This window comes from Streptomyces sp. NPDC047079 (genome assembly GCF_040643755.1).
In the GTDB taxonomy this organism is placed as follows: domain Bacteria; phylum Actinomycetota; class Actinomycetes; order Streptomycetales; family Streptomycetaceae; genus Streptomyces.
Window position 1 is genome coordinate 144,270 of the sequence record NZ_JBEYUZ010000011.1, and the last position, 12,534, is coordinate 156,803.

11 protein-coding genes are annotated in these 12,534 nt (G+C 70.6%); 7 read left to right on the plus strand and 4 right to left on the minus strand.

Annotation, left to right across the window (positions count from 1 at the left end; all coding sequences use genetic code 11):
• Positions 1–2 precede the first annotated feature (2 nt).
• Together ABZ823_RS17220 and ABZ823_RS17225 are read right to left on the minus strand one after the other, a co-directional pair.
• A complete protein-coding gene (locus ABZ823_RS17220) occupies positions 3–1,541 on the minus strand; it encodes an RICIN domain-containing protein (protein WP_361660206.1) in 1,539 nt (512 codons plus the stop codon).
• A gap of 190 nt (positions 1,542–1,731) precedes the next feature.
• A complete protein-coding gene (locus ABZ823_RS17225) occupies positions 1,732–2,658 on the minus strand; it encodes an RNA polymerase sigma factor SigF (protein ID WP_361660350.1) in 927 nt (308 codons plus the stop codon).
• A gap of 249 nt (positions 2,659–2,907) precedes the next feature.
• On the opposite strand from ABZ823_RS17225, the gene ABZ823_RS17230 reads away from it, so the two are divergent.
• Positions 2,908–3,273: an STAS domain-containing protein gene (locus ABZ823_RS17230; RefSeq protein ID WP_361660209.1), complete on the plus strand. Its 366-nt coding sequence runs from the start codon at positions 2,908–2,910 to the stop codon at positions 3,271–3,273.
• A 268-nt stretch (positions 3,274–3,541) separates the two neighbouring features.
• Positions 3,542–4,087, plus strand: a complete 546-nt coding sequence (locus ABZ823_RS17235; RefSeq protein WP_361660212.1) for an ATP-binding protein — start codon at positions 3,542–3,544, stop codon at positions 4,085–4,087.
• Positions 4,088–4,573: 486 nt separating this feature from the next.
• On the opposite strand, the gene ABZ823_RS17240 is transcribed toward ABZ823_RS17235, so the two are convergent.
• Positions 4,574–6,112, minus strand: coding sequence for an oligopeptide:H+ symporter (locus tag ABZ823_RS17240; protein WP_361660215.1), 1,539 nt, complete (start codon positions 6,110–6,112; stop codon positions 4,574–4,576).
• A 578-nt stretch (positions 6,113–6,690) separates the two neighbouring features.
• Between ABZ823_RS17240 and ABZ823_RS17245 the strand changes: the two genes are divergently transcribed.
• Positions 6,691–7,368 carry a response regulator transcription factor gene (locus ABZ823_RS17245; protein WP_086747411.1) on the plus strand — a complete coding sequence of 226 codons (678 nt, stop codon included), beginning with the start codon at positions 6,691–6,693 and terminating at the stop codon, positions 7,366–7,368.
• A gap of 272 nt (positions 7,369–7,640) precedes the next feature.
• A complete protein-coding gene (locus tag ABZ823_RS17250; RefSeq protein ID WP_361660218.1) occupies positions 7,641–8,918 on the plus strand; it encodes an ATP-binding protein in 1,278 nt (425 codons plus the stop codon).
• 24 nt (positions 8,919–8,942) lie between these two features.
• Here ABZ823_RS17250 and ABZ823_RS17255 read toward each other — a convergent pair whose 3' ends face one another.
• On the minus strand, positions 8,943–9,485 hold the full coding sequence (locus ABZ823_RS17255) for a GtrA family protein (protein ID WP_361660220.1): 543 nt from the start codon (positions 9,483–9,485) through the stop codon (positions 8,943–8,945).
• Positions 9,486–9,682: 197 nt separating this feature from the next.
• On the opposite strand from ABZ823_RS17255, the gene ABZ823_RS17260 reads away from it, so the two are divergent.
• The 3 genes from ABZ823_RS17260 to ABZ823_RS17270 are packed head-to-tail and all read left to right on the plus strand — an operon-like array spanning position 9,683 to position 12,533.
• Positions 9,683–10,822 carry a 5-(carboxyamino)imidazole ribonucleotide synthase gene (locus ABZ823_RS17260; protein WP_361660223.1) on the plus strand — a complete coding sequence of 380 codons (1,140 nt, stop codon included), beginning with the start codon at positions 9,683–9,685 and terminating at the stop codon, positions 10,820–10,822.
• A complete protein-coding gene (purE, locus tag ABZ823_RS17265) occupies positions 10,819–11,349 on the plus strand; it encodes a 5-(carboxyamino)imidazole ribonucleotide mutase (protein ID WP_361660226.1) in 531 nt (176 codons plus the stop codon). Before ABZ823_RS17260 ends, purE begins: the two co-directional genes overlap by 4 nt.
• Positions 11,350–11,354: 5 nt before the next feature.
• On the plus strand, positions 11,355–12,533 hold the full coding sequence (locus ABZ823_RS17270) for a dipeptidase (protein WP_361660229.1): 1,179 nt from the start codon (positions 11,355–11,357) through the stop codon (positions 12,531–12,533).
• Position 12,534: the final 1 nt, after the last annotated feature.

The following is a 12,534-nucleotide window of genomic DNA, read 5'->3' on the forward strand; positions in this document are numbered from 1 at the left end:
CGTCAGGTCGCGCCCGCCCTCCATCGCTGCTCCGCGCCCCCGGACAGCGGCGACAGCCACAGGCTGCCGTCGTCGTTCGCGGTGAGCGCTGTCTCGATGGCGATGGCCGGGCGGATGACACCGTCGTCGTCCACGGTGAACCGGAGGTTTCGGCCGTTGCGGCCATAGACCGAGGAGCACGTCCAGACCCCGACACCTTTGTCGACCGAGCCGCGGCTGTCCAGGCAGAAGTCGGGGTCGGCCATCGACTGGAGGACACCGCGCCCGAAGTCCACGCGCCACCGCTGGCTGGAGGAGGGCGTGCACGGCACCGTGACCACGTCCGTGCCGTTGTCGAAGTCGCCGGCGACCTCCAGGCACAGGCCTGAGGCGACGTTCACCACCTGGGCGAAGGTGCCGTCCGGCGCGTGTGCCGGGGTGGGTTTCGGGGTCGGCTTCGGGTGTGCCGTCCGCGTGGGACTCGGGGTCGCAGAAGGGGTGGGGGACGGGGAGGACGACGCGAAGGTCGGGGAGGGCGTCGGCGTGGGTGCCGGGACCGTCGCCGTCACCGTCACCGGCGGGAGCACGGGTGTCGCGGCGGCCGGAGCGGAGTGCCGGTCCGACGAGCCGCCCGAGGAGACGAGGAAGAGGAGCAGGGGGACGAGCGCCACGCCGAGGGCCGCCGATGCCACGGCCAGCCGACGGGAGGGCGACCAGGTGCCCGTCGCGGCACCGGTTGGGGCCAGGGGCTCGGCCGGGCGGCGCGCCACATAGGCCGTGCCGCCCCACGGCAGCAGCCCTTCGGCGAGCGCCGTGCGCGGCTGGTCGCGCAGGGCGGACAGCTCCTCGAACGCGGCCGTGCAGTGGGGGCAGTGCGCCATGTGGGCCTGCAGATCGGTGCTGTAACGGGGGTGATCCGGCCGTACGGACTCCTCGATCAGCCGGCGGAAGTCCCCGCAGCGCGGGTCGTCGGAGGCGGCGAGCCGGACTCGGAGGGACGCCTGGCCGAGGGTCGCCAGCGCCTGCCGGGTGCCGTATGCGACGTCTTCGCGGCTCAGGCCGAGGAAGACCGCCGTGCGGTCCTCGGGTTCCCGCTCCACGATCCCGTACCAGACGAGGCCCTGGGCGCGGGACGGCAGGGACCGGAACGCGGTGAGCATCGGGGGGAGGGGACCGTCGGGGCCCGCCGGGCTCAGCACCAGCAGGAGGCCGGAGTCGATTCCGCCCGCCCGCTCGTCGCGGGCCCAGGAGGCGGCCAGCCGTACGGTGAGCAGCAGGAGTTGGTGCCGCAGCGGGATCCCCGGGTCGCCGCCACGGGCCGCCTCTCTGGCCGCGAGGGTGAACGCCTGCGCCGCGAGCTGCCGTGCCGCCGACTCGCTCGTCGTGCACAGACGGGCGTAGTCGAGCACGGACGGCCGGTGCCGCGCACGCAGCTCCTGGAGCGCCGGATAGACGCTGGGCGTGTCCCCCCGCAGCAGTGCCGTCAGACGCAGGTCGGACGCGTTCACGTGCACCCCGCCTGTGGCCTCGACGTCGTTGTCGGTTCCGTCGGCCCGGGCCATTCACCCGCCTCCTCGCGCCCCGCGGTCATGCGCCGGGGCCCTGACGTACCAGCCGGTTTGGTGGGTGACCATAGTGGTGGAAGAGGACTCGTGAGGAAAGGCGTTTCCCCGGGTAACCGAAGGCGTGCGGCCGGGTGCCGCTACGGCAACCCCCCGCCGGGCGGGTGGGGTTGCCGCAGCCCGGCCCCGTTCACTCCTCGACCGTGAGTGCCTTGCGCAGCCGCACCAGCGTCCGGGACAGCAGGCGCGAGACGTGCATCTGCGAGATGCCCAGCTCCTCGCCGATCTCCGACTGCGTCATGTTGGCCACGAACCGCAGCGACAGGATCTTCCGGTCTCTGGGCGGCAGTTCCGCGATGAGCGGCTTCAACGACTCGATGTACTCGATGCCTTCGAGTCCGTGGTCCTCGTACCCGATACGATCCGCGAGCGCGCCCTCGGACTCGTCCTCCTCCGGCTGCGCGTCGAGGGAGCTCGCCGTATAGGCGTTCGACGCCGCCATGCCCTCGACGACCTCCTCCCGCGAGATGCCGAGGCGCTCCGCGAGCTCGGTCGGGGTGGGCGCGCGGTCGAGCTTCTGGGCGAGTTCGTCGCCGGCCTTCGCCAGGTCGAGGCGGAGCTCCTGCAACCGTCGCGGGACGCGCACGGACCACGAGGTGTCACGGAAGAAACGCTTGATCTCGCCGATGATCGTCGGCATCGCGAAGGTCGGGAACTCGACGCCCCGGCTGAGCTCGAAGCGGTCGATCGCCTTGATCAGGCCGATCGTGCCGACCTGGATGATGTCCTCCATCGGCTCGCTGCGCGAGCGGAAGCGGGAGGCGGCGAACTTGACCAGGGCCAGATTCAGTTCGACGAGGGTGTTGCGGACGTACGCGTATTCGTGCGTGCCCTCTTCGAGCGACTCCAGCCGTTCGAAGAGCGTCTTGGACAGGGCCCGTGCGTCCACGGCCCCCACTTCGTCGTACGGGGGGATCTCCGGGAGATCGACCGGGCCGCGCGGTGCGGGGATGCCGACGGGGTGTGCGGGGTCGGCTGCGGGGTACGCGTCCGGTCGTACCGGAGAGGGTGCCGACGTCGCCCTCTGGTTCTGCGATGCGTCGAGCCGGGGTGACATGATGTCCTCCATCGTTCTCGGCGTATGGCCGCCGATGCCAATGCGTGCACTGCGGTGTGCGGCGCCTCCAAAGCCGGCCGTGTCGTACGGGTGTCTCTACTAGCCCTACCTGCTTTCGTCAGCCCCTCGCAAGTGCGTTTCATCGCGAAATGTCCGTTTTAGTGGGGTTGTTCGGGTGTCGGGAAACGTGAGGAAGGCGTAGTGTTCGAGGGCGTCCACCAACAGCCACGACGTCGGGAGAGAGACGGCATGGACCGCGGGACGGTCGGCAGCGCACAGTCGGGCCGGCTTCTGGTCGAGGTACGACAAGAGGGCACGAGTGCCGTCGTGACCCCGGCGGGTGAGCTGGATCACCACACCGCCGAATTGTTGCGCGAACCGCTCGAGGACTGCCTCGAGAAGGGGTTCGTGCGCCTGGTCGTGGACTGCTCACGACTGGAGTTCTGTGACTCCACGGGGCTGAACGTGCTGCTCGCCGCCCGGCTGAAGGCCGAGGACGGCGGTGGCGGGATCCATCTGGTCGGGATGCAGCCGGTGGTGGCCCGTGTGTTCGAGATCACGGGGGCCGATGCCGTCTTCGCCGTCCACGACACGCTGGACGCGGCCCTGGAGTAGTAGCGCGGTGTGTGGGCCCGCGCCCTGGGGGTGCCCCTCTGTGACCGGCGCGTTACAGGTGTCACAGGTTCCGGTCGAATCCATGGGTGTTCCATCGGTCCGGTCGGGCAGGAGACATGCTGAACATGTCGGCGGCCCGGGTGAGCACCGCAGGAAAAGGGCACTCGCGCACAGCACGAGCAGCAGACCGGCAGAACGCCGCCCATCCCGTACTGAGTCTTGAATCGTCTTGAATCGTGAACTGGTGAATCGGTGAGGTGAAGCGCTGATGAGCACCACCCGGCCCTACTCGCCGGGCGACCGCGGCCCCGAGCCCAGCGGCGCTTCCGGAAAGCCCGCGCAGGAGCCGTCGGCCGAGGGGGCCTCCTCCGGGGTGCCCGGCGAGGCGGCGGCTTCCGCCCGCGTCCGGCAGGTCCGCACCCTGAGCTTCGAGGACCAGAGCGGCGTCGTCCCGCTCGCCCGTGACTTCACCCGCCAGGCGCTGTACGCATGGGGCTGGCTGCCCGCCGCCACCGCCGACCAGCGGGCCGCCGCCGAGGACGTGCTGCTCGTCGTCTCCGAGCTCGTCACCAACGCCTGCCTGCACGCCGAGGGCCCGCAGGAGCTGCGGATCGCCTGTGACAACAAGGTGCTGCGCATCGAGGTCGCCGACCACGGCGCCGGCCAGCCCGCCCCGCGCACCCCGCACCGCGCCGGGCGCCCCGGCGGCCACGGGATGTTCATCGTGCAGCGGCTGTGTCTGGACTGGGGGGTCGTACGCACGCCCGGCACGGCGGGCAAGACCGTGTGGGCGGAGCTGGGCGCACCCGCCTGACCCCGCCGGCCCGTGCGGCACGGCCGCCCGCGAGGCCGCGCCCCTGGTGTGAACCCCTCTCCGCACGGCAGGCACCCCTCACCCATGACTCGCCGGATCACCATGGATCCGGCGCGCAGTGTGTCTTCCCTCCACAAGGCCCCGGGCGTACCTTGAGGGCCCACCTGACGTACCGTCAGGAATATTGCCCCGGTTCGCACCGCACACGGATCCGGGGAGTACGGCGGCGGCCGACGCCCCGCCCGGCGGGTGAACCGGGCCCGCGGCACCCCGCACGAGATCCCGTGGACGGTGTTCGGGCCGTGGAAGAAGCCGGGTGAGAAGTCGACGGTGATGTGCGGCTTCAGCAGCTTCACACGGTCGTGGAAGGTCGAGACGAAGGCCTGACCGGCCTGACCGGAGCACCGCCCGGCGGATACGGCCGCCGGACACGAGAGGGCCGCGGCACCCAGGGTGCCGCGGCCCTCTCCGTGTGTCCGGAGGACGTCAGTGGACGTCGCCCATCAGGGACTTGACCTTCCGGCGGTACAGGTAGACCGCGATGCCGGCGAGGGCGGCGAGGACGGCCTCCACGGCCACCGCTCCCTTGCCGCTGAGGTCCACACCGGCCACGGCCGGGTTGGACAGCAGGCTGGTCACCGAGTCGCCCGCGGTGACCGCGAGGAACCAGACGCCCATCATCTGGCTGGCGTACTTGGCCGGCGCCATCTTCGTCGTCACCGACAGGCCGACCGGGGAGATGCACAGCTCGCCGACGGTCTGGATCAGGTAGATGCCCACCAGCCACATCGGGCTGACCAGGGTGCCGTTGGTGGCCATGCCCAGCGGCAACAGGAAGAAGAAGAACGAGACACCGATGAAGAACAGGCCGACCGCGAACTTGGCGACCGTGCTCGGCTCCTTGCTCCTGCGGCTCAGCCAGATCCAGAACCAGGCGAAGACCGGCGCCAGGGCCATGATGAACACCGGGTTCAGCGACTGGTACCAGGAGGACGGGAAGTCGAAGCCCAGCAGCGAGCCGGAGGCCTTGGTCTCACCGAAGGCCTGGACGGTGGAACCACCCTGGTCGTAGATCATCCAGAAGACGGCGGCCGCGACGAAGAACCAGATGTAGCCGGTCATCTTCGACTGCTCGACGGCCGTCAGCTCCTTGTCCCGCTTGATGCGCAGCAGCACACCGGCCGGGACGATCAGGCCGATGACGGTGAGCGGGATCATCGCCCAGTTCAGGGTGAAGTGGCCGCTGAAGCCGACGATGCCGTAGAAGACGGCCGCGACGGCCAGCCACAGCAGACCCTTGCGCAGCCAGGAGGCGCGCTCCGCGGTGTCCAGCGGCTTGGGGACGACACTGCTCTGCGGGTTCAGCGTGCGGGTGCCGATGAGGAAGGCCGCGAGGCCGATCGCCATACCCACGGCGGCAAGGCCGAAGCCCAGGTGCCAGTTCACCTGCTGGCCGACGGTGCCGATGACCAGCGGCGCGAAGAAGGCACCCATGTTGATGCCCATGTAGAAGATCGTGAAGCCACCGTCACGGCGCGGGTCGTCCGGGCCGTTGTAGAGGTGGCCGACCATGGTGGAGATGTTGGCCTTCAGCAGACCGGAGCCGAGCGCGACCAGCGCCAGACCGGCGAAGAAGGGCGCCTGACCGCCGGGCAGCGCCAGCACCACATGACCGGACATGATCGTGATCGCGGCGATCGTCACCGTCTTGCGCGGACCCCAGACGCGGTCACCCAGCCAGCCACCGGGCATGGCGAGCAGGTACACCATCGACAGATAGACCGAGTAGATCGCCGTCGTGGTGGCCAGGTCCATGCCGAGGCCACCGCCCATGCTGCCCTTCTTGGCGTCGGGGCCGCCGGAGAGCAGATAGACGACGAGCAGGGCCCTCATGCCGTAGAAGCTGAAGCGCTCCCACATTTCGGTCATGAAGAGAGTGGCCAGTCCGCGGGGGTGGCCGAAGAAGGTCTTCTCGGGCCCGGGTGTACCCGGGCGGACCGAGTCCTTCGTCAGGCTGGACGCCATGGTCGTTCCTTGCTGGTCGGGGCGCGCTGCCGTGGGGGTCCCTCCGCTCGGGCGGAGCCGAGAGCCGGAAGGTCGTGCGCACCCGGTATGGGGCGGCCGGCACCGGCGGGACCGGTCGCCCACCCCACGCCCAGGGGGTCTCCGCTCCGGGTCACGGAACGGCGGACGGCGGTCACCGGGATCCACGCCTCTGCGCGCGTCTGCGTCGATGCGCCCGAGGCCCGGCCACAGGTCATTCCTTTCAAGGCTGGGGAGAACCAGCCCGCACGCAAAAGAGACCCTCAGCGTCGAGTGCCAGCCAAAGGTCTCTGGTGGTGCTACAGGCGTTTGGGTCACCATACGGCATGACAGCGTCGTATATGGAAGGACTTGAGACCGGGATCACAGGTGATCCTGCAACCTTGAACGCCCATTCGAAGGTCTCTGCCAGGATGACACCGCACGAGCGCAGGCGCGAACGCGCTACGTGATCAGGGGGCGCGCCACCTCATGATCGCAGCCGAAGGTAAGAGCCCGGTACGCCGATCACACCCTCGATCACACCTTTGCTCATGTCGTGGGCGGACTACCATCACCCCATGACCCGTGTACTGCTCGCCGAGGACGACGCGTCCATCTCGGAGCCGCTGGCCCGGGCCCTCCGCCGGGAGGGCTACGAGGTCGAAGTGCGCGAGGACGGACCCACCGCGCTCGACGCCGGAATGCAGGGCGGCGTCGACCTGGTCGTGCTGGACCTCGGGCTGCCCGGCATGGACGGACTGGAGGTGGCCCGAAGGCTGCGCGCCGAGGGCCACACCGTCCCGATCCTGATCCTGACCGCGCGGGCCGACGAGGTGGACACCGTCGTCGGTCTCGACGCGGGCGCCGACGACTACGTCACCAAGCCGTTCCGGCTCGCCGAACTGCTGGCCCGGGTCCGTGCGCTGCTGCGGCGCGGCGCCACCGAGCCCGCGCAGCCGCCCGCCACGCACGGGGTCCGCATCGACGTCGAGTCCCACCGCGCGTGGATGGGCGACGAGGAGCTCCAGCTCACCGCGAAGGAGTTCGACCTGCTGCGGGTCCTCGTCCGCGACGCGGGCCGGGTCGTCACGCGTGACCAGCTGATGCGGGAGGTCTGGGACACCACGTGGTGGTCGTCCACCAAGACCCTCGACATGCACATCTCCTGGCTGCGCAAGAAGCTGGGCGACGACGCGGCGAACCCGCGGTACATCGCCACGGTACGGGGAGTGGGCTTCCGCTTCGAGAAGAACTAGCGCTGTGGGCCGGAAAGGTTTGCCGGGCGTCGCGAACCGGTGAACCTTTCCGGTCGGCAGCACCAGGTGCTGCCGCCCGGCTCGGCCGGGCGGGCGCGGCAGCGGCGCGGGGCGCGTGACGACGCGCGTCACGCCGCCACGGCCGCGCCCACGACGGCCGAGCCGGTCGACGTCAGGGCTCCCTGCCCGTCGGGAGCCGCCGCCGCCCCGTCCCGGGTGCCGGCGCGTGAGGGGCACACTGGTCGTCGTAAAGCCACCGCCCGGAGGGCCCCGTGCGTCGTCGTCTCATCCAGTCCACCCTCGCCGTCGTCCTCGTCGTGATCGCCGTCTTCGGCGTCTCCCTGGTGATCGTCGAGACCCGGACGATCAGCAACAGCGCCCAGGAACGCGTCGACTCCGAGGCGCTGCGGCTCGCCAGCATCGTCGACAGCCGGCTCCTCGGCGGCGAGAGGGTCAACCACGGGATCTTCGAGGACCAGGTCACCGGCGACAGGTACGCGCTCATCGACATCCCCGGCCAGCCCCCCATCCAGGTCGGCGTCAAGCCCGTCGGAGACGTCATCCACGCCACGGCCAAGGGCGAGCAGGGCGAGACCGTACGGGTCGAGGAGCCCCGCTCCGCGGTGACCCGCGAAGTCGGCCGGACGCTGCTGATCATCGCCCTGGTCGCGCTGCTCGCGATCATCGCCGCGGTCCTGCTCGCCGTGCGCCAGGCCAATCGCCTCGCCTCCCCGCTGACCGACCTCGCGGAGACCGCGGAGCGTCTCGGCTCCGGCGACCCCCGGCCGCGCCACAAGCGCTACGGCGTCCCCGAGCTGGACCGGGTCGCCGATGTCCTCGACGCCTCCGCCGAGCGGATCGGGCGCATGCTGACAGCCGAGCGGCGGCTCGCCGCCGACGCCTCCCACCAGCTGCGCACACCGCTCACGGCACTGTCGATGCGCCTGGAGGAGATCACCCTCACGGATGACCCCGACACCGTGAAGGAGGAGGCGACGATCGCGCTGACGCAGGTGGAGCGGCTCACGGACGTGGTGGAGCGGCTGCTCACGAACGCCCGGGACCCGCGCACCGGCTCCGCCGTCTCCTTCGACCTGGACGAGGTCATCCAGCAGCAGCTCGCCGAGTGGCGCCCCGCCTACCGCAGCGCGGGACGCGCCGTCGTCAGCTCGGGCAAGCGGCATCTGCGGGCCGTGGGCACGCCGGGCGCGGTCGCCCAGGTGCTGGCCGCCCTGATCGAGAACTCCCTCATGCACGGCGGCGGCACGGTCGCGCTGCGCACCCGCGTCACCGGCAACCAGGCGGTCGTGGAGGTCACCGACGAGGGACCCGGAGTGCCGCCGGAGCTGGGCTCCCGCATCTTCGAGCGCACGATCAGCGGCCGCAACTCGACGGGCATCGGCCTGGCGGTCGCCCGGGACCTCGCGGAGGCCGACGGCGGGCGTCTGGAGATGCTCCAGGCGAAGCCCCCGGTGTTCGGCCTGTTCCTGTCCCGCACACCGCTCAAGGTGCCCCCGCCGGGCGACGAACCGGAGCAGCCGGTCAGGTGAGCGGAGAGGGGACCGGGTGCCGGGTCAGCGGTCGACGCGCTGGCCCTGGCGGCGGCGCCGTTCCGCCTGCTCGAGTATCGACTCCGCGCCCGCCACGGCCTCCCCGGCGGGCATCGCCCGGAAGACCCAGGTGCGGTAGGACCAGAAGCGGAACAGCGTGCCGAGACCGATGCCGAGGAACTTGAAGATGTTGCTCTGCAACGGGCTGTCCCAGCCGAACCCGTACGTCGCCACGTACAGCACGCCGTTCTCGATCACCAGGCCCGCCGCGCTGAACAGCAGGAACAGCATCATCTCGCGGGTGCGGCCGCTCTTGTCCCGGTCCCGGTAGGTGAAGTAGCGGAACCCGATGTAGTTGAAGACGATCGCGACGATCGTGGCGATGACGCTCGCCCGGACCACCTGAAGACCGGTGACGTTGCGCACCAGGTTGAACACAAGGAGGTTGACCAGCAGCCCCGCCCCGCCGACCGCCCCGAACTTGGCGATCTCGCGCAGCAACTGCTCTACCTGCCGGCGCACCGCACCTCGGGGTTTGTCCTGCAGGCCCGTGGAACCACTGCCCATGGTGTCGCCAGCCCCCGTCGGATCGGGTCGTATCGGTCGCGTCGGCGGGCCGGCAGGGCGCACCGAGCGGTTCCGTCAACTCCGCCATGCTAACCAGCGGTCGCGGGCGATGCCCGTGGACGACTGTATGAGGAAGGAAAGAAAGCCCCGAGAGGGACGGGATCCGGCCGCCCTGGCGCGGCCGATACCCTAGGAGCGTGACGTTCCCGGTAGTCGGCATGGTCGGCGGTGGCCAGCTCGCTCGTATGACACACGAGGCGGGCATCCCGCTCGGCATCAGGTTCAAGCTTCTCAGTGACACCCCCCAGGACTCCGCGGCGCAGGTCGTCCATGACGTGGTCATCGGCGACTACCGCGACCTGGACACGCTGCGTGCCTTCGCGCGGGGCTGCGACGTGATCACCTTCGATCACGAGCATGTGCCCACCGAGCACCTACGGGCCCTGGAGGCGGACGGCATCCCCGTGCGCCCCGGCCCGGACGCGCTCGTGCACGCCCAGGACAAGGGCGTGATGCGCGCGAAGCTCGACGCGATCGGCGTGCCGTGCCCCCGGCACCGGATCGTGAGCGACCCGGCGGACGTCGTCGCGTTCGCCGAGGAGGGCGACGGCTTCCCGGTCGTCCTGAAGATGGTCCGCGGTGGCTACGACGGCAAGGGCGTGTGGGTCGTGCGGTCCGCCGAGGAGGCCGCGGAGCCGTTCCGCGCCGGTGTTGCCGTCCTCGCCGAGGAGAAGGTCGACTTCGTACGGGAGCTGGCCGCCAACGTCGTACGCTCGCCGCACGGCCAGGCCGTGGCGTACCCCGTCGTCGAGTCGCGACAGGTCGACGGGGTCTGCGACACCGTGATCGCACCCGCCCCCGGCCTCGACGAGGAACTGGCGCTCAAGGCCGAGGAGCTGGCCCTCACGATCGCCAAGGAACTCGGCGTCGTCGGCCATCTCGCCGTCGAGCTGTTCCAGACCCACGACGGCCGCATCCTCGTCAACGAGCTGGCGATGCGCCCGCACAACTCCGGCCACTGGTCCCAGGACGGCGCGATCACCTCGCAGTTCGCCAACCACGTCCGGGCCGTTCTCGACCTCCCGCTCGGAGACCCGCGTCCGCGCGCCAGGTGGACCGTCATGGTGAACGTGCTGGGCGGCGACTACCCCGACATGTACTCCGCGTATCTGCACTGCATGGCCCGCGACCCCCAGCTGAAGATCCACATGTACGGCAAGGACGTGAAGCCCGGCCGCAAGGTCGGTCACGTCAACACCTACGGCGACGACCTCGACGACGTGCTGGAGCGCGCCCGTCACGCTGCCGGCTACCTGAGAGGGACGATCACGGAATGAGCCCGGTCGTAGGCATTGTCATGGGGTCGGACTCCGACTGGCCCGTCATGGAGGCCGCCGCCAAGGCCCTCGACGAGTTCGAGATCAGGTACGAGGTCGACGTCGTCTCCGCGCACCGCATGCCGCGCGAGATGATCACCTACGGCGAGCACGCCGCGGACCGCGGTCTGAAGGTGATCATCGCGGGCGCCGGCGGCGCCGCCCACCTGCCCGGCATGCTCGCCTCCGTCACCCCGCTCCCCGTGATCGGCGTCCCCGTCCCGCTGAAGTACCTCGACGGAATGGACTCGCTGCTGTCGATCGTGCAGATGCCGGCCGGCGTGCCGGTGGCCACCGTCTCGGTGGGCGGCGCCCGCAACGCCGGTCTGCTCGCGGCCCGCATCCTCGCCACGCACGACGAGGAACTCCTCGGCAGGATGCGGGACTTCCAGCACGACCTCAACGACCAGGCCACCGAGAAGGGCAAGCGGCTGCGCGCCAAGGTCGAGGGCGCGGCCGGCGGCTTCGGCTTCGGCAAGGGGAAGTGACCGCGGTGAACCCATCGGAGGCAGCCCGCGAACTCCTGCGCGCGTTCCCGGTCGTCGACGGGCACAACGACCTGCCCTGGGCGCTGCGCGAACAGGTCCACTACGACCTCGACGCACGTGACATCGCCACCCGCCAGAACGACCATCTGCACACCGACATCCCGCGCATGCGCGAGGGCGGCGTCGGTGCGCAGTACTGGTCGGTGTACGTCCGCTCCGACCTGCCCGACCCGGTGCCGGCGACCCTCGAACAGATCGACTGTGTACGGCAGTTGGTCGCCCGTCACCCGGCGGACCTGCGGCAGGCGCTGACCGCCGCGGACATGGAGGCGGCGCGCGCGGAGGGCCGTATCGCCTCCCTCATGGGCGCGGAGGGCGGCCACTCCATCGCGAACTCCCTCGGCACCCTGCGCGGGCTGTACGGGCTGGGCGTGCGCTACATGACGCTCACCCACAACGACAACGTCGCCTGGGCGGACTCGGCGACGGACGAGCCGGGCGTCGGGGGCCTGTCGGACTTCGGCCGCGAGGTCGTCCGCGAGATGAACCGCCTCGGCATGCTCGTGGACCTCTCGCACGTCGCCGCGACGACCATGCGGGACGCGCTGGACACGACGGACGCCCCGGTGATCTTCTCCCACTCCTCCGCCCGGGCGGTGTGCGACCACCCGCGCAACATCCCCGACGACGTCCTCGAGCGACTCCCCGCGAACGGCGGGGTGGCGATGGTGACGTTCGTCCCGAAGTTCGTCCTCCAGGCGGCCGTCGACTGGACGGCCGCGGCGGACGACAACATGCGCGCGCACGGCTTCCACCACCTCGACACCACGCACGAGGCGATGAAGGTCCACCGTGCCTTCGAGGAGCGGCACCCGCGTCCGGTCGCCACGGTCGCGACGGTCGCCGACCACCTGGACCACATGCGCGAGGTGGCGGGCATCGACCACCTCGGCATCGGCGGCGACTACGACGGCACGGCGTTCACGCCCGAGGGTCTGGACGACGTCTCCGGCTACCCGAACCTGATAGCGGAGCTGCTGGACCGCGGCTGGTCGACCTCCGACCTGGCCAAGCTGACCTGGCAGAACGCCGTACGGGTGCTGGGCGCGGCCGAGGATGTGGCCCGTGACCTCCAGGGGCGGCGGGGCCCGTCGAACGCGACGCTGGAGCAGCTGGACGGCTGAT